The following is a 26,590-nucleotide window of genomic DNA, read 5'->3' as shown; positions in this document are numbered from 1 at the left end:
TTTATATACAGTTAAAAATGTATGTAACGAGTTATTTGTTTTATAAGTTATGCAACATGCATCTTATTGTTTATAGTATAATGGCTATATGTGAAAAAAATGGTATAAACTAAGGAAGGTTGGAATAAATGAAATTTACTGATCCTATTAGAAAATATATCTTATCTGGTATGGTTGCGTTTATCGTTATTGGTTTAATCGTTGCAAACGTAATGGCAAGCAAGCAGGACGAGAGATTTGCTGCTAATGAAGCGTTATATAACCATGCAATCCAGCTCCAAAGTAGCGGGAATATAGAAGAAGCATATGAATCTATCTCACAAGTATTGAAAAACAAACCCGATTCTGAAGTTGCAAATTATATGGCGGGTATTATTGCAGCTCAAAAAGGTAACATGCCACAAGCAACAATCTATATGCAAAAAACTTTAGATATTAACCCTCATAAGGTTGAGGATCCGATGTTTATGATTCAGCTGGGTGAGATTTTTGTAGCTGCTGAAAAATATGAGGAAGCAAAAATCGTGCTACTGCGTTGTCAAGAATGGGGATGGGCGCCTGAGGAACTTCCAGATTACCAAGCGCAAGTTTCATCACTTCTAGCACAAATCGAAAATTCGCAATAAAAGGAAGGTACATATAAATGAGTAAGTTTTACGAAAAAGTAGATTATCGTGATACAGAAGAAGATTTACGCTCTCGAAAATCAGTGGACAAATGGATTTTCGGTCTATTATTAATCGTCATTGGCTTCGTACCGTTAATTGTTATGGCAAGTGTAGAACAAGTGCAAACACCACTAATTACAAATATCAGCGCCTTAATAGGTGGAACAAAGGGGGATCTTTTCACACACTATAAGGCACTTGTGGTCTTAGTTATTACATTCATTGCTACTTTACTATTTTTATCGAAAATTTTGTTTATGAATGGTGAAATTCGTAAAACAAAATTGAATTATGCAGTTGGAGTATTTGCCATAGCTATTGTTTTATCTACAATTTTCTCCCCTAATATTTCAATTGCATTGAGTGGCATGTATAACCAATCAGAAGGTGCAATTAGTTGGCTATGTTATTTAGCATTATTTTTCATTGCAATGAATATCGACTATCCGAAAAAAGCGTTGAATTACATTTTATATTCTCTTTATCCTTTTGTGATCATTAACCTATTTGTTATTACAATGAACTTCTACGGGGACGATTTGTTACAAAAAGCAGCTGTGAAGAAGTTGATAATGTTATTTTTACCCGAGGGTTCAAACATTGCAGAAGGTTCTTTTTTAGTTGGTACGTTAAACCAATGGAACTACATGGGTGGAATGTTTGGTATTATGACAGTGCTATTCTTAACAGCAGCTATTTTAGAGAAGAATTTAGGGCGTGCAATAGTTCATCTTTGTGTGTCAGTGATGGCAGCTGCAGTTATGATGATGTCGATTTCAACAAGTGGTTTCTTAACAGTTTTTGTTATGATGTTTGTGATTTTGTTTGTAGCAATTAAATCTGAAAAAAAGGTACAAAGTTTCGCATTGATTGCAGCATTTGTGACTATTAGTGTACCAGTGTTTCATGAGCTAGCTTCTCAAAACCCACGAGTTTGGCATGAATCTATTGGTGTTATTGTAAAAACGAATCCATATATTGAAACAGCACCTGAAACGAGTAGTCTGAAGCCAGATACTCAATTTGAGTGGATGACAAAGGCGTACGCAGCTGAAAGGTTTGAATTACCAGTGTTGCCAGAAGTGGCAATGGCATCTGGTTCAGGACGTACCTATATCTGGAGTAAAACACTGGATTTAGTTAAAGAACGCCCTCTCTTGGGCTATGGATTAGATACATTTATGTACAACTTTCCACATTATAATATTGATGCTCGTGCTGGGCTACAATCAGAAAATAATATTACTGATAAACCACATAGCCTGTATTTTGGCTGGTTGTATGGTACAGGTATTATAGGTTTTATAAGTGTACTCATGGTACTAATACTTACATTACTTCTGCCATTAAAGCTAGCTCTAAAAAAGAATATAGCGGTTATTTGGATACTTGGTATTGCTTGGGGTGGATATTTAATACAAGGACTATTTAATGATAGCATCCCTGGTACGGCTGCTCCAATGTGGGTAATAGCCGGAATACTATTAGCGATGACTTTAAAGAATAAGGAGCAAATTGATGGAAGAGACAGTTGAATTACGAGAGATAATTGCTATTGTTTTGAAAGGAAAGGCTATTATCGCAGTATGTACGATTATATGTATGGTAATGGCGGGCATAATAAGTTGGTTTATATTAGATGAGAAATATGAGTCAAAAGGGATTGTTCAAGTGGCTAGCGGTGTGCAGGATACTGGTATTATGGCTAACTATATAGCAGCTGAATTCACCCCTAATATTTATGCACAACGTATACAGAATAAGCCAATTATGAAACAAGCATTACTTGAATCTGGAATAAAAATGAAATACGACGAAAAAAATCTAACTGCAACTATTGTTGCTGACCCTATTGGTAATTTAGTTGAATTGAAATATACAGCAAAATCGGCAGAGGAAGCACAGCAACATTTACAGGTATTGATGGAAGCAACAAAGCAAAAAATGAATGAATCTGTCCAAATGACGTTAAAAGATTTAGAAACAACTTATAGGTCCGAATCAACATCCTTATCCAAGGAAATGGAGACAATTATCGAGAAATATAACAAAATAATTCGAGATAATAATTTACCTGAAATTTTAATTTTACAAACAGTATTAAATTCTGAAATTGTACTAAATATTTCAGACGAACAAACCACAGCATTATCTAATATAAATGGTAATTTACAAAATCAACTTCTACAAATGCAAGCTCAAATTCAAACGAAATCTGAGGAGTATCGTAAAACGTTAGCTTACTATCAATCTGTAAAAACGGGACTAGATAGCTTCAAACCTGATCCATTTATTCGTGTTATTGCTGAACCAACTCTAGCAGAAGGGCCATCATCACCAAATGAAGTTTTAAATTTAGCGATTGGTTTAGTGCTTGGTGTAATGCTAGGATTAAGTATAGTATTCTTCCGTCATTATTGGAGAAGTAGTGTAACAGTGAAATAGAAATAAGAGAGGTTCGTTTCATATGAGTTATCAAATACGTTATATGTTATTTTTTATAATAGATTCATGTATTGTTCTTTCAGCAATCTTTATTAGCTACTGGTTATTACACCCTTCTCTTAATATATATTCAGATAAGATGATTGTCTTAAGTGCTGTAACACTACTAATTAGCCATCATATTGCAGCTTATTTTTTTCACTTATATGATCGTGTATGGAGTGTTGCAACTGCTCGCGAATTATTGACTATTGGATATGCAGTTACGATTTCTGTTTTAGCAGCAAGTTGTATGCAATTTATCGTCAAAAACGACATTTATTTTAGAGTGATGGCGATTACTTGGATGTTACATATCATTATGATTGGTGGCTCTCGTTTTTTGCTCCGTATAGTTAATGATAAAGAATCATTTCAAAATATTGATTATCTAAAACGTATACTTATTGTAGGTGCTGGACAGGGAGGAACAATGCTTGTAAGAAACTTAAAACATGCACCTAATTCTGATTCAATCCCTGTAGCATTTGTGGATGATGATCCTTATAAACAACAATTAAAAGTGATGGACGTTACAGTAAAAGGGACAACAAAAGATATACCTAAAATTGTCAAGGACGAACAAATTGATGAAATTATTATTGCTATTCCGTCGCTTGGGAAGTTTGGAATTCAGAGTATCTATGATCGGTGTGTAGAAACGAATGTCAAGGTGAAAACTATGCCGAAAATTGAAGATGTTATGACGGGTAAAGTGTCTGTAAATGATATGAAGGAAGTTAATATTGAAGATTTACTTGGACGAGACGAGGTAAAGCTTGATATGATTGCTATTTCAAAAAAAATTACAGATAAAACAATATTGGTTACAGGCGCAGGAGGATCCATTGGATCGGAAATTTGCCGTCAAATATTAGGTTTTCAGCCAAAAAAATTAGTACTTCTTGGGCATGGTGAAAATTCAATCTATAATATCCACATGGAGTTAGTTCAGAAAATATCTGATTACACAGAGTTAGTACCTATAATTGCAGATGTCCAAGACAGAGAAAGAATTTTTGAAGTTGTTAGAGAGCATACACCTGACGTAATATATCATGCGGCAGCTCATAAACATGTTCCAATGATGGAGTTTAATCCTCGCGAATCAGTTAAAAATAATGTTTTTGGAACTAAAAATATTGCAGATGCTGCACATGAGTTTAAGGTAGCAAATTTCGTGCTAGTATCTACAGATAAAGCGGTAAATCCTCCAAATGTTATGGGGTCTACGAAACGTATTGCAGAAATGATTATTCAGAATTTAGCACAATCAAGTACCACAAAATTTGCTGCAGTGCGCTTTGGAAATGTATTAGGTTCTAGAGGCTCAGTTATACCACTATTTAAGAATCAAATTGCAGCAGGGGGCCCTGTGACAGTAACACATCCAGATATGACGAGGTATTTTATGACAATACCAGAAGCTTCGAGATTAGTGTTGCAAGCTGGTGCATTGGCTAGTGGAGGCGAAGTATTTGTTTTAGATATGGGGGAACCAGTAAAAATTGTGGATCTAGCGCGAAATCTCATCCGACTTTCAGGATTTGCTGATGAAGAAATTCAAATTGAATTTACGGGTATTCGTCCAGGTGAAAAAATGTATGAAGAGTTGTTAAATGAGAAAGAAATTCAGGAAGAACATGTATTCCCAAAAATTCATGTGGGCCGTGCTACACCATTAGAACAAACAGAATTGTTTGAACTTCTTAAGAGTCTTCCTACCTTGGATATAGATGAATTGAGACATACCGTGATTGCTGTGGCGAATGGAAAGAAAATAAGCCATGTATAATCAAGGTTACTAGTAATTTTTTCTGGTAATAAAACCAAAATGCGTAAAATGTGTTGCATTACTAGTAATGCAACACATTAGTATAAAAATAACTTAGAAGATAAAAAGCGACGATAACACAAACGACGCTAGAGTTATTTAAAAAGTAAGGGAGAATTAATTTCAGTGGAAGATAAAAAAGGGGTAGCTAATAATATTTTTAAAGCATCAATAATTGTATTTATCTTAACTCTTGGAAGTAGAATTCTAGGTTTCGTAAGAGAGTGGATTATAGCTACTTTATATGGGACAGAAGAAAATGCGGATGCCTTCCATCTAGCTTTTTCTATTCCAGAGATACTGGATAGGTTTTTAATTACTGGAGCGCTAAGTTCTATATTGATTTCGTATTTCATCAAGTTGAAAGATGAACAAGATAAATTAGCGATAATTGAATTTTATACAGCAATAAAGAGAGTACTAGTAGTATTTTCATTGTTTTTATCAGTTTTAGTAGCAGTATTTTCAAAAGAGTTATTATTATTGCTATCTCCGAATTTAAATGAAAATATATTAGAATTAGCTATCCCCTTATTAAGAATAATGATATTTGCAAACGTATTTCTTAGCCTTACACTGCTTATCAAGAGTTATTTAGACAGTAATAAAAAATTTATTGTTTCAGCTTTTGCACCAATTATACAAAATTTGTTTTTTATCACGTTAGTTTTATTAACTGTAAATAAATTTAATATAAACTCATTAGCAATAGTATACTTAATTTCTGTAATTTTGCAATATTTGTATTTGGTTAAATTTAGTGGTGTATATAAAGAATTCAGCCACAAGGATATGAAAATAAGATTTAATAAAGATACTATAGATCTTTTTAAGATGGCCTTACCAGTAATATTTACAATGTTTCTAACAGAAATTAATGTGTTTATTGATAAAATAGTTGCAAGTAATTACTCTGTCGGTAGTGTGGCAGCACTAAGCTATGCGAATAAACTAATTCATTTACCAATTGGAATACTGGGTGGCAGTTTGTTAACAGTTTTCATGCCATATATAGCTAGTTCTATTAATACAAAAACATACGATAGTGCGGGACAATATCAAGCAAAATTATTTAGAGTAATAATAATTGTTACAACAGCAATGATTAGTTTTTATTGGATTTTCAGTTCAGAAATAATCACTTATATTTTCGGATATGGTAATTTTGAAGAACGGGCAATTAATCAAACTGCTTATTATTTAAAAGGGTACGCAATCACGATTCTACTATATCTTTTAATTTTAGCATTAATTCGTACCTATCATCTTCATTTAGATGTAGTTACACCAATGAAGATTGGAGTAGTTACGTTAATAATTAAATTTGCTTCAACTTATTTTTTAGTGGAAAATTTCGGTGTTACTGGTGCGATATACTCTACGGTGTTTTCAATGATCTGTGGAACGGCGCTGCTTGTATTTTTCATTTTTGATAAAATTTATTTTAAAATAGGAAAACGCACTATTTTATTTACTACTCAGTTAATTTTTGTCAATGGTATTTTTACTGCTATATTATTATATATGAAGAGTACGTTTTTGATTAATAGTAGTATCTATACTTTTATTTTTATAGTAATCCTGGTACCTATTATTTATTCAGTACTTCTATTGCTAGCTAAAGTAGATGAAATGAGAGATTTAATTAATATTATTAAAAGGAGAATTTTAAAATAACATGAAACTAATGTTTATAACTAATAATCCGGAAGTTTCTCAAATAGCCCAGGACGCAGGGGTGGATATTATTTTTGTTGATTTAGAACATCTAGGGAAATTGGAAAGACAAGGTCACTTAAATACCTTCATATCGAGTCATACTATAGATGACGTAGGTATAATTAAAAAAAGCCTAAATCAAGCTGAATTATTAGTACGTGTTAACCCAATTAATAAAAATTCGGAGAAGGAAATTGAAAAAGTTTTAGAAAATACACCTGACTATATTATGTTGCCGATGTTTCGAACAAAAGAGGAAGTTGAAACTTTTATTAGAATTGTTAATAAGCGTTCAAAAATAGTCCTACTTTTGGAAACAGCAGCAGCATTGGTCAGAATTGATGACATTTTAATGCTTGATGGAATTGATGTAATTTATGTTGGGTTAAATGATTTACATTTAGAACTGGGCTTAGATTTTATGTTTGAGATTTTATCAGAGGGAATTATTGACTGTATAGCTCACAAAGCTCAAGCGAAAGGTATAGATTTTGGCTTTGGTGGAATTGCAAAATTAAATCAAGGCGATGTACCAGCAGAATTAATTATTAAAGAGCATGAAAGATTAAAGTCCGAAATGGTAATTCTGTCTCGTTCCTTTATTGCAAATCGTGAAACTATTGATAATACTGAGTTGAAGAATGTTAGTGAAGAAGTAAAAAAATTAAGAAACGTCTATTTAGATGCAGCTGATCGTACAGAGTCTAACCAAAAAAGCGACTATTCTTTAATAGTTTCTAAAATTAGACAAAAAGCTAAGGAGTTAAGAAATAGAAATGTATAAAGAATATTTAAAACGTGTCATAGATTGTATATGTTCTTGCTTTTTATTTATATTGATTTCTCCACTTTTTTTAATTATTGCGGTTGCTATTAAGTGTACTTCAAAAGGCAGTGTTTTTTATAAACAAAAGAGAGTAGGAAAAGAAGGCGAGACTTTTGGCTGTTTGAAATTTAGAACTATGATTCAAGATGCAGACAAAGTTGGTGCCTGGTATACAAGCAAGAATGATAATCGAATTACTAAAATAGGTGGAATCTTACGTAAGACAAGTTTGGATGAATTACCACAAATAATAAACATTATTAAAGGTGATATGAGTTTTGTAGGGCCAAGACCTAATGTTATTCAACAATTAGAGGACTATACCATTGATCAGATAAATCAAAGAAATTCTTTGAAACCAGGATTAACAGGTTTAGCTCAAGTGAAAGGCAGAAGCCAACTTAGTTTTGAAAAGCGATTAGAGTATGATTTAGATTATGTAAAGAATTGTTCCTTTATATTGGATATTACCATTTTAGTCAACACAGTATTGATTTTATTAAAAAAGAAAAATGCTTGGTGATTTATTAAGTATATTTAAATCACGCAAAAGCTGAGGCGTATAGCAATTTGAAGAGGGGGAATTAATTTAAATGTGTGGTATAGCAGGTGTATGTAATTGTTTTAATGGTGTAGAGGGATTTTCTGATTTAAATAAAATGTTAGATGCTATTCACCATAGGGGGCCGAATGAAGAGGGAGTTTTCAACTCTAAATTCGTAAAATTCGGTATGAAAAGGCTAAGCATTATCGATATCAGTAACGGCAGCCAACCTATGTACAGTGAAAACGGAAGATACTCCATGGTGTATAATGGGGAAATTTACAACTATATAGAATTAAAAGAGGAAATTGAAAAAGAAGGGTATAAATTTAAAACAAATTCCGATACTGAGGTAGTTTTAAAATCCTTTGAATTGTATGGAGTGGATGCTTTCTCGAAGTTTAATGGTATGTTTGCACTTGCTATTTGGGATAACTACTCTGAACAATTAATTTTAGCAAGAGATAGATTTGGAAAAAAACCTTTACATTATATGATATATAATAACACTCTGTATTTTGGGTCTGAAATCAAATCAATAATAATTAACAATAATGTACCAAGAGAAATCAATAATAAGGCATTAGACTTATTGTTAACTTATAACTATGTGCCATATCCATATACATTGTTCAATAATATTTATAAAGTACCCCCAGGATCCTATTTGACTTTTAATAAAGAGGGATTCAATATTACTATGTATTATGATTTGAAAGCTCAGATTAACCAATCTATAAAAAGTATTAAGGAAACAGATGAAAATACAATAATTAAAGAAGTAAAAGATATATTATCTGACGCAGTTAAAATCCGATTAAGAAGTGATGTACCAGTAGGTGCATTCTTAAGTGGCGGGGTAGATTCATCGCTAATCTCATGTCTAATGAAGGAAAGTTTGGATTTCAAAACTTTTTCTATAGGTTTCCCAGAAGAAAGATTTAATGAGTTACAGTTTTCTCAATATGTTGCTGATTCTTTAAAAACAGATCATTACACAAAAATTGTAAAACCGGATTCTATCAAAGATCTTCCTGATGTAATTTGGCATACAGATCAACCACATGGTGATATTTCATTTTTGCCTTACGGGGAAGTAGCAAAACTTGCCTCAGAATACGTTAAAGTAGTTCTTACGGGAGATGGGGCTGATGAGATTTTCGGCGGTTATGATAAATATAAAGATTTATTAGATCAAGGCGAGAGATGGCAAGAGGAGTTTTTTGAGAAAAATGCCGTTTTTGATAATGTGATGAAAGAGAAAATATATAGTGATAATTTTAAAGAAGAAATTGATTTGAGTTTTGCATACAAAGAGTTTAAAAAACGATTAGATGGAATTGAAGGAGATAGTACTCAAAAAGTTCTTTTCACAGAAATCGATTTACTCTTAGAGGGTAATAACCTTGAAAAGCCAGACAGAATGACAATGGCTCACTCGATTGAAGCAAGGAGTCCATTTATGGATTACCGTTTAGTTGAATATGCTTTTTCAATACCAACAGCTATTAAATTTAAAAATAATAGACAAAAATCAGTTTTAAAAAGTATTTTAGAAGAATATCTGCCTTATGAATTTGTTAATCGAGAAAAATCTATGTTTACTGTCCCGATTGGAGAATGGTTTAAAGGAGAATTACAAGAATTTATAAGAGCTATTTTAATATCTAAAAGATTTGAAGAGAGGGGATTTTTCAATCAAGCCTTTGTAAAATCGATGCTTGATGATCATGTCTCTGGAAAACAAAATTATACTAGACAATTAAGATTATTGTTGATAATTGAACTGTGGTTTAGAATTTTTATTGATGAAATGTACGATAATGCTCCTACACTAGATGAATTGAATTAAAAGGAATGACAATTTATGAAAAAAGCTTTTTTAGTATCATATGGTGGCGGACATATTAATATTATTTTGTCTGTTGCTAAGGAGTTAAGTAAATATCTAGATGTAACAATATTAGGTTTAACAAATGCAAAATTAAAGGCAATAAATGCTGGTTTTAAAACGAAAACGTATTATGATTATGCAAGTGAAGATGAAATAAAGTTAGGGATGGAATATAAGTATTTACATGTAGACGGGAACAGTTTTGATCTTCAAGATACAATTGCTTATTACGGTGTTAATTTGCAATCACTAATTGAAGAAGTTGGGGAAACAAAAGCACTAAACCTCTTTAAAGAATTGGACAGAAAAGTATTTTTACCGGTAGAAAAATTTAAAGAAATATTTCAATTAGAGAAGCCAGATATAATTTTGGTGACTAATTCTCCTAGGTCGGAGTTTGCAGCATTATTAGCAGCTAAGGAAATGAATATCCCATCAATTTCCATTGAAGATTTATTTGGTATGGATCCTAGTGAATTTGGTTCTTTCCGAAAAATTAATAGATTTAAAATTCCAGATTACATTTGTGTAATGTCAGAAATAGTTAAATCAAACTTAATCGAAATGGGTGTAGAAAAGGATAAAATTGTTGTAACTGGCCAACCAGCTTTTGACGATATTCATTTAATTGATTCTTCACCTAACTTAATTGAAAAGGAAATACTATATGCGAGTCAACCTACCTCTAATACGCATTCGATTTTAGCAGCTTTAATAAAGGTTAAGAAAGAAGGAAAGATAAAAGAAATTACAGTGAAGTTACATCCTTCCCAACAAGTTGAAGAATATTCATATATAAAAGATGATGGATTAAAGTTAATTGAGGGGAAAGTTGATATAAAACAATTAATTACCAAACATCGAGTTGTTTTAACTGAATATTCTACAGTAGGATTAGAGGCTGTATTTTTAGATAGAGCATTAGTGACAGTTAGTCTATCAAGTGAAAGTGAGTTAGTCCCTTATGAAAAATTGGGATTGAGTTATAATGCTAATGATTTAAATGAACTTAAAACCGCAATTATAAAAGCTATCGACAATGGACCAACTGACTCAGCCCTGAAATGGAAATCTTTTGACAACGCATCTTTTGAAGTTTGTAAGTTAGTAAAGAAAGTAACAGGGTATATGGAATGAACGCTGTACTATAATAAAAAATAGGTTGTAAAATTCACTTAATTTGGAGAAGTTTAATGCACAAAATAATGATACACACTCTAAATTTCATATTGCTATTTACGGTGGGTTTACTACTTGCTGTAACAGAATTTGGTATATACTTTTTGCTTTTTTACTTAGTTATTCTAGTAGCGTTTTTTTTAATTATGAATCCTAATTTAATAAAATATATTATTCTAATAGTAATAGTATATATTGCTGGATGGAATTTAGGAGTTTTTGAGTTTATTTTTATTCCGCAAGTCTTATCACTAATCGGTTCTAATCCTATTGATTTAATAATGGCTGGACATCAATGGGGACCTAGATATTTGATAGCTTTCCCAGCGGTTTATATGCATGAGCAATTAGGTTTCAGTTTAGATTATAGTTATAGTATTTATTGTACGGTTATTTTGGCTAGCATTGTGGTTATCTTTGTGAAGGCAGGTATTATTCTTAAAAAGAAATATATAAATGCTCCAAATGTATTTTTTTTGGTATCAATATTTTCAACATTGATTCTAGCATATCTTATGAATGGAAGATTAATACCAGCCTATTTGGGGATAACAATAATCCTTTATAAGCAGTTTAAAGTTTATAATTCTAATGAAAATTTTTCTATATCAGATTATATAACAATGTTTGTTGGTTTTATGCTTTCTACAACAAGTAGTGGAACTATGATGGTTAGCTTATTGCAAATTTCATTAGTAAGTTTTATTTTAACTTTAAATAAAGGGAAGCATTTTGTACCTGTAATAAAATTTATTATAGTTAATAGTGTTATATATATTGGATTACTAGGTCCTTATATTATAAAAATGATCAACAAAAATCTAACTTTTTACGGTGGAGGATCTACCGGATTAATAAATATGTTATCTCATGGTTTGGGAAAGATTTTATTAGTTTCTCCTATTCTTGTTTGGCTTATTATTTTAAGTATACCTTTTATATTTATTTTTTGTGTATTCATTCAATTAGGTTTGAATATTGAATTACGGATAGTAATTTTAACAGTTTTTATTTGTTTACTATGTGGTATGTTTGGGATTTCTACCGCCACGATGATTATCCCAGTATTAATATTCTTAGTTGCAATGAAATCTTCAAAAATAGCTTCGAAGATAAAAATTATTTAATAAAACACTATTAATAATTAGGTAGTAAATTTCACATGAAATAATAGTAGTTATTTTTTTCTTTAGATTTTGAAGTTTTAAATATCCTTAAACTATTAGTATGTTAATCTTTCGAAGGGAGAAGAAGATTGAAAACAGACTGTTCGATAATTGGGAGTATAGGGGAATTCAACTTGATGATCTCACTTACACTAGAATAGTATTCCGTAATCATTATTTTTTACCAACTATAATAATATCTGCAATCAAATGATTATTGATTCTTTTGTTAATATTTATTGGAATTAATCAGGAGATCGATGGTAAAAGAGTATTGGCGTGTACAATTTAAACATAGTAAATTTTTAATAGGAATATTTGGTGTATATTCTCTGATTAAATGAAAAAAATGTATTTATAATCATTGAATGTAGTTGATTTTGAAGACGTAGCAGTTAAATATGTATGGGGTAAAATTGATAATTTTAACAAGGTAACCTAGTGATGAGATTTCTAAATATACTAAATCCGTAAACAGGCGACTAATTACTCCGCCAAATAGAAAATCTATGTAGTATGTAACTATTAGTAAAATAATTATATTACTAAAAATAAAGATGTTATTTTTTTACAATCAAAGAGATGGAATATATAATAAAAAGAGATTATAAAAATATTAATCTAAAATTAAGGAGACATTATGAATAAACCATTTATTAAAATAGGTGAAAGAACTATTGGAGAAAACTTTCCACCATTAGTTATTACTGAAATTGGAATAAATCATGAAGGTAGTCTCGATGTTGCGTTGGAGATGGTTGATGCCGCATTTAATGCTGGTGCAGAAGTTATTAAACATCAAACCCATATTGTAGAAGATGAGATGACACAAGAGGCTCAAAAAGTAATACCTGGAAACGCAGATGAATCTATATACGATATAATGGCGCGATGCGCTTTATCGGAACAAGAAGAGTTAGAATTAAAAAAATATGTTGAATCGAAGGGGATGATTTTTATGAGTACTCCTTTTTCGAGAGCGGCAGCCGATAGATTAGAACGTATGGGAGTGATGGCATATAAAATCGGTTCAGGCGAGATGAATAATTACCCTTTACTTGATCATATAGCATCATTTGGTAAACCTATGATCGTTTCTACTGGAATGAACAATATAGAAAGTGTAAAAAAAGCTGTGGAAATATTAAAAAGAAGAAAAGTACCGTATGCTTTGCTACATACTACCAATTTATATCCAACACCTCCTGGATTGGTGAGATTAGGGGCGATGCAAGAGCTACAAAAGAAATTCCCGAATGCTGTTATCGGATTATCTGATCATACAGTTAATAATAACGCTTGTTTAGCAGCAGTTGCATTAGGAGCGTCCATATTAGAAAGGCATTTTACGGATAGTAAAGATCGACCGGGACCAGATATTGTTAATTCAATGACTCCGGAAGAACTTCAAGGTTTAATACAAGGTTCCAATGAAATTTTTGAAATGCGAGGAGGAAAGAAAGAGGCCTCCAAAGAAGAACAAGTAACAATAGATTTTGCATTTTCTACTATTGTAACCATTGCGCCTATAAAGGCAGGAGAGGTATTTAGTAAAGAGAACATCTGGGTTAAGCGACCAGGTACTGGTGAAATAAAAGCGGAACATTTCGAAAGTGTAATAGGGAAAGTAGCTTTGAAACCCATTGAGGCAGATAAACATTTAAGTTGGGATGATATTGATGCATAAAAAGAAAATATTATTTTTAACTGGAACTAGAGCAGATTACGGGAAACTAAAATCTCTGATAAGTGCAGTTGAATATCATCCTCATTTTGAGTGCTATTTATTTGTTACAGGAATGCATACGTTACAGGCATTTGGCGATACCAAACATGAAATTGAAAAAGACGGATTTGAAAATATCCATGTCTATATGAATCAAATTACTGAAGAACCTATGGATTTGGTTTTAGCCAATACGATAAATGGTTTTAGTCGGTATATAAGAGAGTTAAAACCCGATTTAATTATTATTCATGGTGATAGAGTGGAGGCTTTAGCGGGGGCAATTTCAGGAGTCTTTAATAATATATTAGTCGCACATATTGAGGGCGGTGAAATTTCAGGTACGATTGATGAATCGATTAGACACTCTATTTCTAAATTAGCTCATATTCATTTTGTTTCTAATAATGATGCGAAAAATAGATTAATACAGCTCGGAGAGAATGATAATTCTATTTATGTAATTGGATCACCAGATATTGATATCATTTCAAAGGAGCCAAGTTTAGATATAGATTTAGTGAAAAAACGATATGATATAGATTTTGAAGAATATGCGGTGTTAATGTACCATCCAGTAACTACTGAGATTGATAGTTTGAATTATAAAATTAAACAAGTAGTGAAGGCGGTTTTAGAAAGCGAAGAAAATGTTATTGTGATACATCCTAATAACGATCATGGCCACAATTTAATATTAGAAGAATATAAAAAATTCAATTTGAATGATAATATTAAATGTTTTCCTTCAATTAGATTTGAGTTTTTCATAGAGATATTAAGAAATGCTAAGTATTTAATAGGAAATTCAAGTGCTGGTATACATGAAGCACCGGTAATAGGTATTCCAAGCGTTAATATTGGAACACGACAAAAAAATAGATTTATTTATGAATCTGTTATTAATTGTGATGAAGACTGTAAAGATATTTTATATGCTATTCAAAAAGCAAAAAAGATGCCCTATATCAAAAAAACTAATCATTTTGGAGATGGCAATAGTAAAGAAAACTTTTTGAAAATTATAGAAAGTGACCAACTTTGGTCAACTTCACGACAAAAGGTTTTCAATTCAATTAATTTGAAATAAAGATCTTGATGAATCTTAAAGTGATTCAAATAAGTATTTGTTGTAGCTATTACACTGATAAATAGTGTTAGTTTCGAAATTTAAGATGATATTACGGGGAGTGGAAAAGATGAATGATTTTGTTGAATTTTGTAAAAAGTGTGTGATGCCCAATACGCGACCAGGTTTAACTTTTGACGAACAAGGTGTATGTGAAGCCTGTAACAATTATGAAAAAAAATTATTGACTAATTGGGATGAAAGATTTAAACAATTAAAAGATTTATGTGATCAATATAGAGGATGCAATGGTGATGGTTATGATTGTGCCATTGCGGTTTCCGGTGGAAAAGATTCAACTTTTCAAGTATACGTAATGAAAGAATTAATGGGGATGAATCCCTTGTTAATTTCTGTAGATAATTGGAGTTGGACTGAAACTGGCAGAATGAATAAGGCCAATATTTCTGAATCGTTTGGTTGCGATGTTTTAACATTTGCATTGAATAAAAAAGTAGGGAAGAAGATGTTATTAAAGGGGCTTGAAAAACTAGGCTCTCCAACATGGTATGTGGATGCAGCAATCTATGCAGCACCTGTTAGATTGTGTATGAATATGGGATTAAAATTATTAGTCTATGGTGAAAATGTTAACTATGAATATGGTGGCTCACAAAAAGAAGAAACATATTCAGCTAAGGATCAATTTAATAATGATGTGGTAAAACCTATAGATTGGAATGAATGGTTAGAAGAAGGCATTACGATGAAGGATTTAAATAGTATAAAGAATCCGACTTTTGAAGAGATTCAGAAGGCGGAGTTAGAGCCAATCTATCTATCTTATTTTATAAAGTGGGATACGCACAATAATTATGAAGTTGCTAAGAGACACGGTTTTAGACATATGGATCATGAGTGGATAAGAGAAGGAACGATTGAAAATTATAATCAGATTGATAGTCCAGGCTATTTATTAAATCAATGGTTTAAATATCCGAAATTTGGTCATTCTAGTGCAACTGAAATGGCTTCTAGATATATACGTGCAGAAAAGTTAACTAGAGAAGAAGCAATTAAATTGGTGAATGAAAGAGATCACAAGTTAGATCAAAAAATACTAGACGACTATTGTAATTTTGTTGGGATTACAATTAAAGAATTTTGGGAAATTGCAGATAATTGGTACAATACAGATTTATTTGAACAAGATAATTATGGAGTTTGGAATAAAAAATTTAATTTAGAATAATGCGTAAATCAATGGTTAGAAAAGATAGTCTTCTATTTGAAAGGACTAGGTTTTATGTATAAATATAACAAAATATTAGCTGTTATACCTGCAAGAGGTGGAAGTAAAGGAATCGCGAGAAAGAATATCGTACATATTCATGATAAACCTTTAATTCAATATACAATTGATGCTGCTAAAGATGCGAAATATATAGATAAAATAGTAGTTTCAACTGACGATGAAGAAATTGCGAATATTTCAAAGCAGTGTGGTGCAGAAGTACCGTTTTTAAGGCCAAAACATTTAGCTACCGATACAGCTAAAACGATAGAAGTTTTAATCCATACTGTTGAAAAACTAAATGAAGTCGGTGAATTCTATGATTATTTAGTATTATTGCAACCGACACAGCCAATTAGAACTAGTGATATTATTGATGAAGCGATTCAAACGATAGTTGACAGAAATGAAGAGGGTTTAGTAAGTATTTCCGAGGTTTCAGAGCATCCCGTTTTAATAAGAACAATGAATGAGTCTGGAAAGCTGCAAAATATATTAAACATAAATAGTACACTGAGAAGACAAGAGTTTCCTAAGTATTATAAAGTGAATGGTTCAATATACATTAATAAAATTAATGATAATTTTACTGTAAACACAAGTCTTAACGATAATAATTTAGGTTTCATAATGGATAAAAAGTATGACATTGATATCGATGAAGAAATTGATTTAGAATTTTTAAAGGTTTTATTGGAAAATCAATAGTTGAATTTAGTGTCACACGATGCTTGATAAGATACCGTGATTCGATACCTATCAAGTAGATAGTGAAGAAAATAATATGTTTAGCCGGTTTGGTCGTTAGTACTAAATACTATACTCTTTCTAATGAGTTGAAGACGTGAATCAAACACTTTCATCATTCATTAGGAGGTTTTTTCATGATTCAATCAGAATCAACTCTAATGGTACTCACGTACACAAGCCTTTCAAGATAGCGGTGAAACGAGTGTAATCGTCAAATAGCTCCCACCTGTTACTCAGGGGACCGCTATTGAAATCCTAATTTGTTATCCAGAAGAAATAGAAGTAGCACTGAAAAATATTAACCTCGCGATAGAAGAAGTGGAATTTGTTGTTTTAATAGGGAAATCGGGGTGTGAAAAAAGTACGCTATTAAAGCATTTGAAGTGTGAACTTGCCCCGCTTGGTAAAAAAAGTGGCTATATTCTTTATCGAAATGAGCGGTTAGAGGATTTAGATATGAAAATAGCTGCATTAGAGGCAGGTTTTGTCCTACAATTTCCGGAAAATCAAATTGTCACAGATAAAGTATAGCATGAGCTTGCATTTTGTTTAGAAAATTTAGGGCTAGATACACAACAATTCGAAGACGTGTAGCGGAAATGGCTAACTTCTTTGGTATTCAAAGTTGGTTTTGTCAAAAAAACAGTGGGGATAACTGGTGGACAAAAGCAATTATTAACTTTGGCAGCGGTGATGGCTATGAAGCCTAAATTATTGCTATTAGATGAACCGACCTCGCAATTAGATCCGATTGCGTCGATGGAATTTATCACGACGTTGCATAAATTAAACCAAGAATTAAGGTTAACTGTTATATTAATCGAGCATTGTTAAAAGGAACTTCTCCCACTTGTAGATACGGTTGTTTTAAAGGTGCATTGTGAAATTATCTATACGGGATATCCAAAGGAACTTTTAACGTATATCCAAAAAAAGCACGATATGCATGATGCTCTTCCGACTGCAATGCGAATCTTCCATGCCTGTGAGCGGGAGGGGGTTTACTTGAGTTGTGTCGTAATTATCAATGCAATTCGAGTCATCTTCATAGGCCTTACATACAACACCTTCAAATGATTCATCTTTGCTGACGACGCTATTCTTTTGAACACCTTCATCAAATGAATCTAAAAAAGAAATTTTGGTTGCTGTAAAGTTATTATTTAGTGCTTGCATAAATGCTTCTTTATGTATTAATAGTAGACCTGTTGGAAGTAATATTTTATCATCGTTTATTAAACGATAGTTGTCCTTTAAATATAGGTTTGACTTGATTCGGGTCTCTCTAGATGAAAAGAATTTGTCTAGGGATCAACTGTTGTATCATTACTCTACTTTGATATAAGTTTTGTCTAAAGTTTAATAGAACACACTTGTTATCATCAGAAGCCTTTAGAAGATTAACTTCATATGAGATTGTATTAGCCCCTGGTTGGAAATCGCATGTGATCAGTATTTCCTTGCCATCTTAACCTTTTAGAATTCCATGAAAGGTAACCTCGTAAAAAACGTATATTCATATGGGGATTTTATCAAATGTTCCTGTTTTTTGTCAGTAATATTGTATTTTCCTATAATATAGCCGTATTTTTCATGAGCACAATACCTTAGAGCATATTCAGGGATTTGATCGCCATCAAAATCGACAAGTTATTTATCTATTACGGGAAAATTATTAGTAGTTTGGAGGTAAGACTCGCTTTCATATACTAAGCTTTGCAAATCCTCGAAAGATTGAGGGAGTAATACTTCGGTAGCTACATCTTCTTCAGTTGTCGCAATTTCTTCGTTGTTTGTACATGCTGCAAATAAACAGGCAACAATGAGCATTAAACATTTCCTAAATATTTTCTAGGCCCCTCTTACTTGTAAATAAAATATTTAAAGTTTTAATTATTATACATAATATTACTATTTGTGAAGCGGCTAAAAATACCTACTTTAATCTTATACAAGAGTTGAAAATGTAGATTTTGAGTATCAATATAACATCTTCTTTGCATTTCATAGCAAAATATGAAATCCTTATAGATATAGAGAAAAAATTTTTAGGAGAATGCTTGTGATTAAAGAGTGGGATATGCTGCGGGTGGTGGCGTGTCTATCAATCTTGCTACTACATGTATCGTCATGGATTATTTCGACGGTCGGGAAGGCACCAGAGCATGAGTTGTATATGTTTTTACGGGTTTCCCTTTGTTTTGCGACGCCAACTTTTATTGTGTTGTCAATATTAATATTGGCTAATCGATATCGTGAGCAGGTACCAACTGGTTATTGGTCAAGCCGGTTACAGTTTATCTTTGTTCCTTTTTTAGTGTGGGCGTTTGTGGATGCCCTAATAGTAGAATCGATTTATCGAAAAGGATTGTTAGTGGAAAAATATATAGAAAATGTACTGTTTGGTGGGTTTACAGGCTGGTTTGTCATAATAATTATGCAGTTATATGTGATCTTTGCCTTGATGAAGCACTTTAAGTGGTCGCCAGCTTGGTTTTTACCGATGTGTGTACTAGTTTCGCTTATTCATCATACGGTCATTTTGCTGCCTTACCCGCTTTTCGAAGATAATATACACATCATGCGTTTATTCTTTACTGGCTGGCTTGGCTATTTTGCGTTAGCTTATTTGATCGGCATGTATTATTCACAAATTGCAGTCTTTGCAAAAAGATACCGCATTGCGACGATTTTTCTAGTATTGTTATCAGGTGTATATCTATATATTCGTATTCAGCTTGGTCATACGGAGGTATATTCGCGCCGTCTCGATTTAATACCGCTCGTGACAAGCATAGTATTGTTTGTCATAGCATGGGGACAGTCTATACCATATGTTGCGCCAATACGCATAATTAGTAAGTATTCGTTTGTGATTTATTTAATTCATTGGCAAGTTCTACGGTTTTCGACAGACTGGTTTGTAGAGCATTTTGACAATACATTAGTCCGAGTACCTTTGCTAGTACTATGGACTCTTTGCGTTAGTATCATACTGACGAAGTTTATTTCAATGTTTCCCTTCAGTAAGTGGATTGTTGGGAAAATAAAAAGCACGGATAATAAAACAAAAGCAACGATTTCTGATTAAAGGAAATCGTTGCTTTGTTTATAGCTAATAGGAAAGTAATAATAGCTGATAGATCTTACAAAATCCATGTTATTCCGGCATCAGTCGTAGGTTGCGATCATTATAAGCAAGCACAACATAATCAGGTTGCATGCTTTGTAAATAAGAAATAACATCTTTCTCTAGGTAACGCAAATCTAAAATAGTTAGTGTTTTAAAATGACTTGCTACATGGAACTGGATAGCGTTAAAGTACGAATCCTTAATAACAACGAGGTGTTTATCACTGGCATAATCTTTATTCACAATCGTCAGCTCTGCGAAGTCGCGACTATAGGCGTCTGCATAGTTTACTAGCATACTAGCATCCATTTGTTTAGCACGGCCGTATATTGCCTCATAAGGTGCTGTGACGCCCCCTTCGATTGTTCCATCATATATTATAAACTGTGTAGCAAAGGAAGTGGGCTCGTTGTAGCAAATTTGGTCGCTATTTTCGACGGTCAGGTAGAGAATTTTATTCCATGAGCCAGCAAAGTGATTTGGCAAGCATGTTGTATTCGCTTCAACATATGTGACCGGTTGTATTGCTTCGCCAAGCCTGTCGCTTAGTGTTGTGATTAGTGCCTCGTAGCCAGAGTAGGCACCGTGCATTGTCCAGTGGTGATCGGTTTTAAAGAAATTTCTTTCTGCCGAAAAGTCGTCAGTCATATGATCTTGTAACTTAATATTATCCACACCAGCAGCTGTTAATAGTCTATGTAGCTTAGCATTGTTTTTTATACCAGCATCAGCTGGCATAAAATTCGGACTTGGCTCACGTGAGTAGGTCGCTTTTGCAGGCAATGAATAATATGTAAACGGGATATTTTTTGTCGCTAATACTTCACTTAGCTTTTGTAAGTCTGTGGCAAAAGAAGCTAGCTCTTGCTCATTTTTAGCAGGAGCAGGCTTAGAAATTATCCAGCCACTCGCTTCATCGACAGCGTATTTATCATTTAAGAAAGTTTTGCCCATCGCACGCTGAAAGAAGACGTAGTCACGCATCCACCAGTCACGTGCAGGGAACTGATCAGAAATATAAGCCTCGACCTGCTTTGACCATTTGCCTGAAAAAATTTCTTTCACGCTAGGGGAAATATTTGCTGACTCGAGTTGTCGATTTTCCATTTCAGACTGTGGGCGATCCACAGTTAATACATGAATCAAAAAGCCACCGAAAACAATGCAAAAAAACGTAATAGGAAAAAGGTAATATTGAAATTTTCGCATGATGTACCACCTAGAATCTAAAGTAAATGAATGGATTATGTGTTGCGTTCACTAAAAACATTGTGATGAATAGTAAAAGTGCTCCATAGTAAATTGCTTGTACTAAGCGTAGCCCCCAGTCAAAAGATGTGAATTGTGTAGCCTTTTGCTCGCTCCAATTTTGATAGACTTTATAGATTGGTAACGCAAAAATAAGGGCGACGATAAAGTAAATCACATAGTCTTTTGCCAGTAAAATAGTTTCGTAATTATAGAGGCCAACATCTGTTAGGCCAAACATTGTTTTAATGAACATAAAAGCATATGTAAAGTCATTCGCTCTAAAGAATACCCAGCCAATCATCACAATGATCAGCATATAAACATGACGTAAGAATCGTGGAATGCCGTCCAGCCATTTCAGCAGTAACCACTTTTCTAAACAAATTAAGATACCGTAGTAAAAGCCCCATGCCATAAACGTCCAACTTGCCCCATGCCAAAAACCAGTTAATGTCCAAACGACGAGTAAGTTTCGATAAAGCTTCCATTGATGATTTACACGACTACCCCCAAGTGGGAAATACACGTAATCTCTAAACCAGCTACTCAGTGAAATATGCCAGCGACGCCAAAAGTCAGTGACAGATTGTGCGATATACGGATAATTGAAGTTTTCCTCAAATTTAAAACCGAAAATGCGTGCAAGCCCAATGGCCATGTCACTGTAACCAGAGAAATCAAAGTAAATTTGAAGTGAATACGCTAATATTCCAAGCCATGCTGTACCTGTAGTTAAATCTCCACCAGATAGGCTAAAGACATGATCTGCTACCTCGCCCATAGGATTTGCTATGAGCACTTTTTTTGCTAAGCCTTGTACAAAACGACGGGAACCAACCATCCAGTCCTCGGCGGTAGAAAGTCGCTTTTTAATCTGTTCGGCAACGGTTTGATAACGTACAATTGGACCAGCGACAAGCTGTGGAAATAATGTAATAAATAGTGATAAATCTAGGAAATTTCGCTGAGCTTTAACATCCTTTCGGTACACATCAATGACATAACTTAGTGCTTGGAATGTGTAAAATGAAATGCCTATAGGTAACGGCACAGCCTGCCATTCAAGCGGCTTATCCACAAAATTGCTCACTAAATCCACAAAAAATCCTGCATATTTGTAATAGCCTAAAATCGCTAGGTTACTGGCAATAACGAGCCACAGTAGTGTTTTTCTCTTAGACTGAGATTTAGTATTTTCAATAACGATCCCAAAAACATAGTTCAGTAAGATAGATAGCATCATTAGAAAAACATACTTCGGCTCGCCCCATGCATAGAAGAATAAACTAGCCAACAGTAGAATTGTATTTCGTAACATCCTAGGGGATATGAAGTACAAAATTAGTACTAATGGTAAAAATACATATAAAAAAATAAGACTACTAAAAACCATTTCTTAAAATCCCCATCCTTATAAAAAAAGTGAAAAAATATAGTAAATATGGTCAGAAAAAAATGAGAATCAATCTATCTTATTGTAACGTAAAATTAGTAATTGTTCACTATTTTTATCCAAGATATACCACAAATACTCACTATTTAAATCGAAAAATTATTCATGAAATTTATGTAATTATGGCATTAATACACAATACATTTAAAGAAAATAATTCTTTTAACCCATTGTTTTTATAAAAATGTATACAAATGTCATGATTATCACCCTAAAATTTGATTACCAAAATATTCCCTCCATATCTTACCTTTGATACCTTCTCTCTCTTACCCTTATACTATTTTTAGTAGTCACATATTAGTTGGCTAAATTTGTTTTGGAGGTTTTACAATGAACAAGACTAAAAATAAATGGGTTGTAAGCGCAGCATCAGCGGCATTAGTAGCATCAGCTATCGTACCAGTAGCAAGCGCAGCAAGCTTTTCAGATATCGAAAACAATGATCACAAGGATGCAATTCTAGCTTTAGCTGAAGCTGGAATCATCAGCGGCTACACTGACGGTACATTTAAGCCAAACGCTGTAGTTACACGTGGTAACGTAACAAAATTATTAGGTAAATGGTTAGTATCTGAAGGTTATGAAATTCCAGAAGATTACAAAACTGTAGCTCGTTTCGATGACTTAGCAACAGATTCAGTTGACCAAGAGTTAGTACAGTATGCTGCACTTGTTAAAGATGCTGGCGTATTCAAAGGCTCTAACAACAAATTAATGCAAGCAAACAACATGTCTCGTGAGCAAATGGCAGTTGTATTAGTACGTGCTCTTAACACTGTATACGGTGTTGATTTAGTAGCTGATTATAAAGCTGCTGACTTCGAATCTAAAATCACAGATTTAGATAAAGCAAATGCTGACGAAAACCGTGAAGCGATTATCGCATTAGAATACGCAGAACTTACAAAAGTAACTGCATTCAATCCGAAAAACTCTTTAACTCGTGGTCAATTCGCATCATTCTTACACCGCGCAATTACTAACGTTGCTCCGGAAGAAGCTGAGTTAAAAGTAGAATCAGTAACTGCAGTTAACGGTTCATTAACTGTTAAATTAGCAGAAGCTGCTAAAGAAGTTTCTGTAGAAGATTTCAAAGTATCTCAAGCTATCAATGGTGGTACAGCTACAGAAGTAACTCCTTCTGCAGTAGTTCTTTCTGAAGATGGATTAACTGCTACATTAACAGTTGACCAAGTAGTTGCAGCAGAAACTACTAATCAATCTGTTGTTTACACTGTTAACGAAGTAGCTGCACCTGCATTCGTAGTTGAAGCTTCAACTCTAGCAGTAGAATCAGTAAAAGCAATTAACGCTACTCAAGTTGTAGTAGAATTCAACAAAGCTGTTGATAAAGATACAGTAATTGACTCTACATCTAAAGCAGTTAAGAATGTTACATTTAAATCTTTAGATGGTAAAGTAGTAGAAAATGCTACTGGTGAATTATCTAAAGATGGTAAAACATTAACTATTACTGCTGGTAAAGCTACTACAGGTGGCGCTCAAACTGTATTCGAAGGTCGTTACGACATCACAATCGATAAAGTAAAAGATACTAACGGTAAAGATGTAGTAAAATACGAAGCTAAAAACGTTGATTTTGGTAAAGATACAGCTGCGCCAACGATCTTAAATGTGGAGAAAGTAAACTCTTCTAAAGTAAAAGTAAACTTCTCTGAGCCATTATCTGTTGAAGGTAACTGGACATTTACAGATGCTAAAGGTGATGCAGTAGCAGTTACTAAATCATTCACTACAGGCGATTCTGCAGTAGTATTAACAATTGATGGTGCTATTAAAGCTGGTACAGAAATCACAGCTACAGTTATTGGTGCTAAAGACCAAGCTGGTAACTTAATCAACCCTAACCCAACTTCAGTGAAGTTCACTAAAGGTGATAAAGACAGCGTAGCTCCAGAAGTTACAGAAGTAACAGCTAAAGGCTTAAATAAATTTGAAATCAAATTTAGCGAAGAAGTACAAGGTTTAGCTTTAGAAAACATCTTAGTTGACGGCACTGCATTAACTTCAGCTGACGTTGCAGTTGTAGATAAAGACGATAAAACAAAATACAATGTAGAGCTTAATAGTGCATTAGCAGCTGGTCTTCACAAAGTAGAAGTTAAATCAACTACAAATTCACCAGTTACTGACTTATCAGGTGAAGCATTAAAAGACTTCTCAAAACTAGTTGAATTTAAAGCTGATACATTAGCTCCAAAATTCGTGAAATCTGAAATTGTTGTAGATGCAACAACAAAAGAAGAGAAATTAGTTTTAACTTTTGATAAAGAAATTAAAGAACCAGCTTCATTCACAACTGCAGCTACAGCTGCAATTGAATTAAACAAAGATTTAGTAACAACTGAAGGTAAATTAACAGCAGGTCAATTAACTGTAAATGCAAAAGATAAAAAGCAATTAGAAGTTGCTTTAAAAACTGTTAAATTCACACCAGCTAATGGTACTGAAGCTTCTTTAGCGAAAGACGCTACTTACACAGTGAAATTTGCTAAAGGATTTATTGCTGATACTAATACAACAGCAAACCAAGCTGAAGCATTCACAATCACATTCAAACGTGGTGAAGATGGTACAGCAACTACTTCAGATAAACCAGAAGTAACATCAGTAACAGCTACAGATAGCAATACTGTAACAGTTGTTTTCGATAAAGAAGTTGATGGCGTTTCTGCAACTACTGCAGCGAACTACGCAATTTCAGGCTTAGAAATTGAAAAAGCTGCATTAAGTAAAGATACAAACGGTGTTGCTAATACAGTAACATTAACACTTAAAAAAGGTACAAACACATTAGATGGTGACCGTGATCTTACAATCCAAAACGTAAAAGCTAAAAATGGCGTAGTAATGGATACAGTAACTAAAACAGTTGCTAATATGAAAGAAAACGTTGCACCAACAGTAGTAACTGCGAAATACACTAACACAACTGCTGGTGAAGTAACTGAGCTTACTCTTACATTCTCAGAAGCAGTAACTGTAAGTGCAGATGCATTTGAATTATTTGTAGGTGACTCTACAACTGGTACAAGTGTGACGAATACAGCAGTAACTTCAGCGGCTAAAGAAGTAAAAGTTACAGTAAAATTATCAGCTGACCAAATCGCAAAAGGTATCACAGTGAAACTAGCTGATGGCGCAATTGTAAAAGATGGTAATCTAAATGAATTAGATTTCACATCAATTAAAGCAGCTTACTAATTCGTAAGAAAATGTTAACTATAAAAAAGGCTTAGGGTAACCTAAGTCTCAGACTGTAGACAAAGTCGATTTTTTCGACTTTGTCTATTATTTTTAAATTAGACGGCTATAAGCACAATTCTTTTTAGATTTTCTAAACCCTTTATTTTCAAGGATTCAGAAAAACATTTGAACATAGAAAACAAAAATCAAATGCCGACATATGATAACTTTTTGTTACGAATTTAGTTTGTCGACACTCTGAGGCTTAGGGTAACCTAAGTCTTTTTTACATTTTAGAAAAACAATTATTTTTGAAAGAGCTCTAACACCTCATTTCAGGTGTTAGGGCTTATTTTTATTTTGAGGAATATATAAGGGATTCCAGCAATA

At 33.1% G+C, this 26,590-nt stretch carries 20 protein-coding genes and 1 pseudogene; 17 read left to right on the top strand and 4 right to left on the bottom strand.

Annotation, left to right across the window (positions count from 1 at the left end; translation table 11 throughout):
- Positions 1-128: 128 nt before the first annotated feature.
- The 15 genes and pseudogenes from ACIQZG_RS12425 (at position 129) to ACIQZG_RS12355 (ending at position 17,987) form a co-directional block, all read left to right on the top strand.
- Positions 129-626 carry a tetratricopeptide repeat protein gene (locus tag ACIQZG_RS12425; protein ID WP_402755504.1) on the top strand — a complete coding sequence of 166 codons (498 nt, stop codon included), beginning with the start codon at positions 129-131 and terminating at the stop codon, positions 624-626.
- 17 nt (positions 627-643) lie between these two features.
- Entirely contained in the window at positions 644-2,203 is a 1,560-nt protein-coding gene (locus ACIQZG_RS12420) for an O-antigen ligase family protein (RefSeq protein ID WP_402755503.1), read from the top strand.
- Entirely contained in the window at positions 2,187-3,113 is a 927-nt protein-coding gene (locus ACIQZG_RS12415) for a Wzz/FepE/Etk N-terminal domain-containing protein (protein ID WP_402755502.1), read from the top strand. Before ACIQZG_RS12420 ends, ACIQZG_RS12415 begins: the two co-directional genes overlap by 17 nt.
- A gap of 22 nt (positions 3,114-3,135) precedes the next feature.
- A complete protein-coding gene (locus ACIQZG_RS12410) occupies positions 3,136-4,947 on the top strand; it encodes a polysaccharide biosynthesis protein (protein ID WP_402755501.1) in 1,812 nt (603 codons plus the stop codon).
- A 165-nt stretch (positions 4,948-5,112) separates the two neighbouring features.
- Entirely contained in the window at positions 5,113-6,663 is a 1,551-nt protein-coding gene (murJ, locus tag ACIQZG_RS12405) for a murein biosynthesis integral membrane protein MurJ (RefSeq protein WP_402755500.1), read from the top strand.
- Between the two features lies 1 nt (position 6,664).
- A complete protein-coding gene (locus ACIQZG_RS12400) occupies positions 6,665-7,489 on the top strand; it encodes an aldolase/citrate lyase family protein (protein ID WP_402755499.1) in 825 nt (274 codons plus the stop codon).
- Positions 7,482-8,054, top strand: a complete 573-nt coding sequence (locus ACIQZG_RS12395) for a sugar transferase (protein WP_402755498.1) — start codon at positions 7,482-7,484, stop codon at positions 8,052-8,054. The genes ACIQZG_RS12400 and ACIQZG_RS12395 overlap by 8 nt, the downstream gene beginning before the upstream one ends.
- A 70-nt stretch (positions 8,055-8,124) precedes the next feature.
- Positions 8,125-9,927: an asparagine synthase (glutamine-hydrolyzing) gene (gene asnB, locus ACIQZG_RS12390; protein WP_402755497.1), complete on the top strand. Its 1,803-nt coding sequence runs from the start codon at positions 8,125-8,127 to the stop codon at positions 9,925-9,927.
- A 15-nt stretch (positions 9,928-9,942) separates the two neighbouring features.
- Positions 9,943-11,106, top strand: a complete 1,164-nt coding sequence (locus ACIQZG_RS12385; protein WP_402755496.1) for a UDP-N-acetylglucosamine 2-epimerase — start codon at positions 9,943-9,945, stop codon at positions 11,104-11,106.
- Between the two features lie 188 nt (positions 11,107-11,294).
- Positions 11,295-12,275, top strand: a complete 981-nt coding sequence (locus ACIQZG_RS12380) for a hypothetical protein (protein WP_402755495.1) — start codon at positions 11,295-11,297, stop codon at positions 12,273-12,275.
- 679 nt (positions 12,276-12,954) lie between these two features.
- Positions 12,955-14,001: an N-acetylneuraminate synthase gene (neuB, locus tag ACIQZG_RS12375; RefSeq protein WP_402755494.1), complete on the top strand. Its 1,047-nt coding sequence runs from the start codon at positions 12,955-12,957 to the stop codon at positions 13,999-14,001.
- The gene (neuC, locus tag ACIQZG_RS12370; RefSeq protein WP_402755493.1) at positions 13,994-15,130 is read left to right on the top strand and encodes a UDP-N-acetylglucosamine 2-epimerase; all 1,137 of its coding nucleotides are present in this window, start codon (positions 13,994-13,996) and stop codon (positions 15,128-15,130) included. The genes neuB and neuC overlap by 8 nt, the downstream gene beginning before the upstream one ends.
- A gap of 109 nt (positions 15,131-15,239) precedes the next feature.
- Positions 15,240-16,361: an N-acetyl sugar amidotransferase gene (locus ACIQZG_RS12365; protein WP_402755492.1), complete on the top strand. Its 1,122-nt coding sequence runs from the start codon at positions 15,240-15,242 to the stop codon at positions 16,359-16,361.
- A gap of 54 nt (positions 16,362-16,415) precedes the next feature.
- Positions 16,416-17,111, top strand: a complete 696-nt coding sequence (locus tag ACIQZG_RS12360) for an acylneuraminate cytidylyltransferase family protein (RefSeq protein ID WP_402755491.1) — start codon at positions 16,416-16,418, stop codon at positions 17,109-17,111.
- A gap of 288 nt (positions 17,112-17,399) precedes the next feature.
- Positions 17,400-17,987 (top strand): annotated as a pseudogene (locus tag ACIQZG_RS12355) (ABC transporter ATP-binding protein).
- Between the two features lie 81 nt (positions 17,988-18,068).
- Here the strand turns inward: ACIQZG_RS12355 and ACIQZG_RS12350 are convergent.
- Together ACIQZG_RS12350 and ACIQZG_RS12345 are read right to left on the bottom strand one after the other, a co-directional pair.
- The gene (locus ACIQZG_RS12350; protein ID WP_402755490.1) at positions 18,069-18,329 is read right to left on the bottom strand and encodes a hypothetical protein; all 261 of its coding nucleotides are present in this window, start codon (positions 18,327-18,329) and stop codon (positions 18,069-18,071) included.
- A gap of 474 nt (positions 18,330-18,803) precedes the next feature.
- Positions 18,804-18,983: a hypothetical protein gene (locus ACIQZG_RS12345; protein ID WP_402755489.1), complete on the bottom strand. Its 180-nt coding sequence runs from the start codon at positions 18,981-18,983 to the stop codon at positions 18,804-18,806.
- A 232-nt stretch (positions 18,984-19,215) separates the two neighbouring features.
- On the opposite strand from ACIQZG_RS12345, the gene ACIQZG_RS12340 reads away from it, so the two are divergent.
- Complete coding sequence (locus tag ACIQZG_RS12340; protein WP_402755488.1) at positions 19,216-20,244, top strand: acyltransferase family protein; 1,029 nt, start codon at positions 19,216-19,218, stop codon at positions 20,242-20,244.
- Positions 20,245-20,313: 69 nt separating this feature from the next.
- On the opposite strand, the gene ACIQZG_RS12335 is transcribed toward ACIQZG_RS12340, so the two are convergent.
- Positions 20,314-21,495, bottom strand: a complete 1,182-nt coding sequence (locus ACIQZG_RS12335; RefSeq protein WP_402755487.1) for an alginate O-acetyltransferase AlgX-related protein — start codon at positions 21,493-21,495, stop codon at positions 20,314-20,316.
- A 10-nt stretch (positions 21,496-21,505) separates the two neighbouring features.
- On the bottom strand, positions 21,506-22,930 hold the full coding sequence (locus ACIQZG_RS12330) for an MBOAT family O-acyltransferase (RefSeq protein WP_402755486.1): 1,425 nt from the start codon (positions 22,928-22,930) through the stop codon (positions 21,506-21,508).
- 393 nt (positions 22,931-23,323) lie between these two features.
- On the opposite strand from ACIQZG_RS12330, the gene ACIQZG_RS12325 reads away from it, so the two are divergent.
- Entirely contained in the window at positions 23,324-26,218 is a 2,895-nt protein-coding gene (locus ACIQZG_RS12325) for an S-layer homology domain-containing protein (protein ID WP_402755485.1), read from the top strand.
- The last annotated feature ends 372 nt before the right edge of the window (positions 26,219-26,590 follow it).

Source organism: Lysinibacillus sp. NPDC096418, assembly GCF_044762775.1.
In the GTDB taxonomy this organism is placed as follows: Bacteria; Bacillota; Bacilli; order Bacillales_A; family Planococcaceae; genus Lysinibacillus.
Note: the sequence above shows the minus strand (reverse complement) of the source record. Positions and strands in the feature narration are given on the sequence as shown.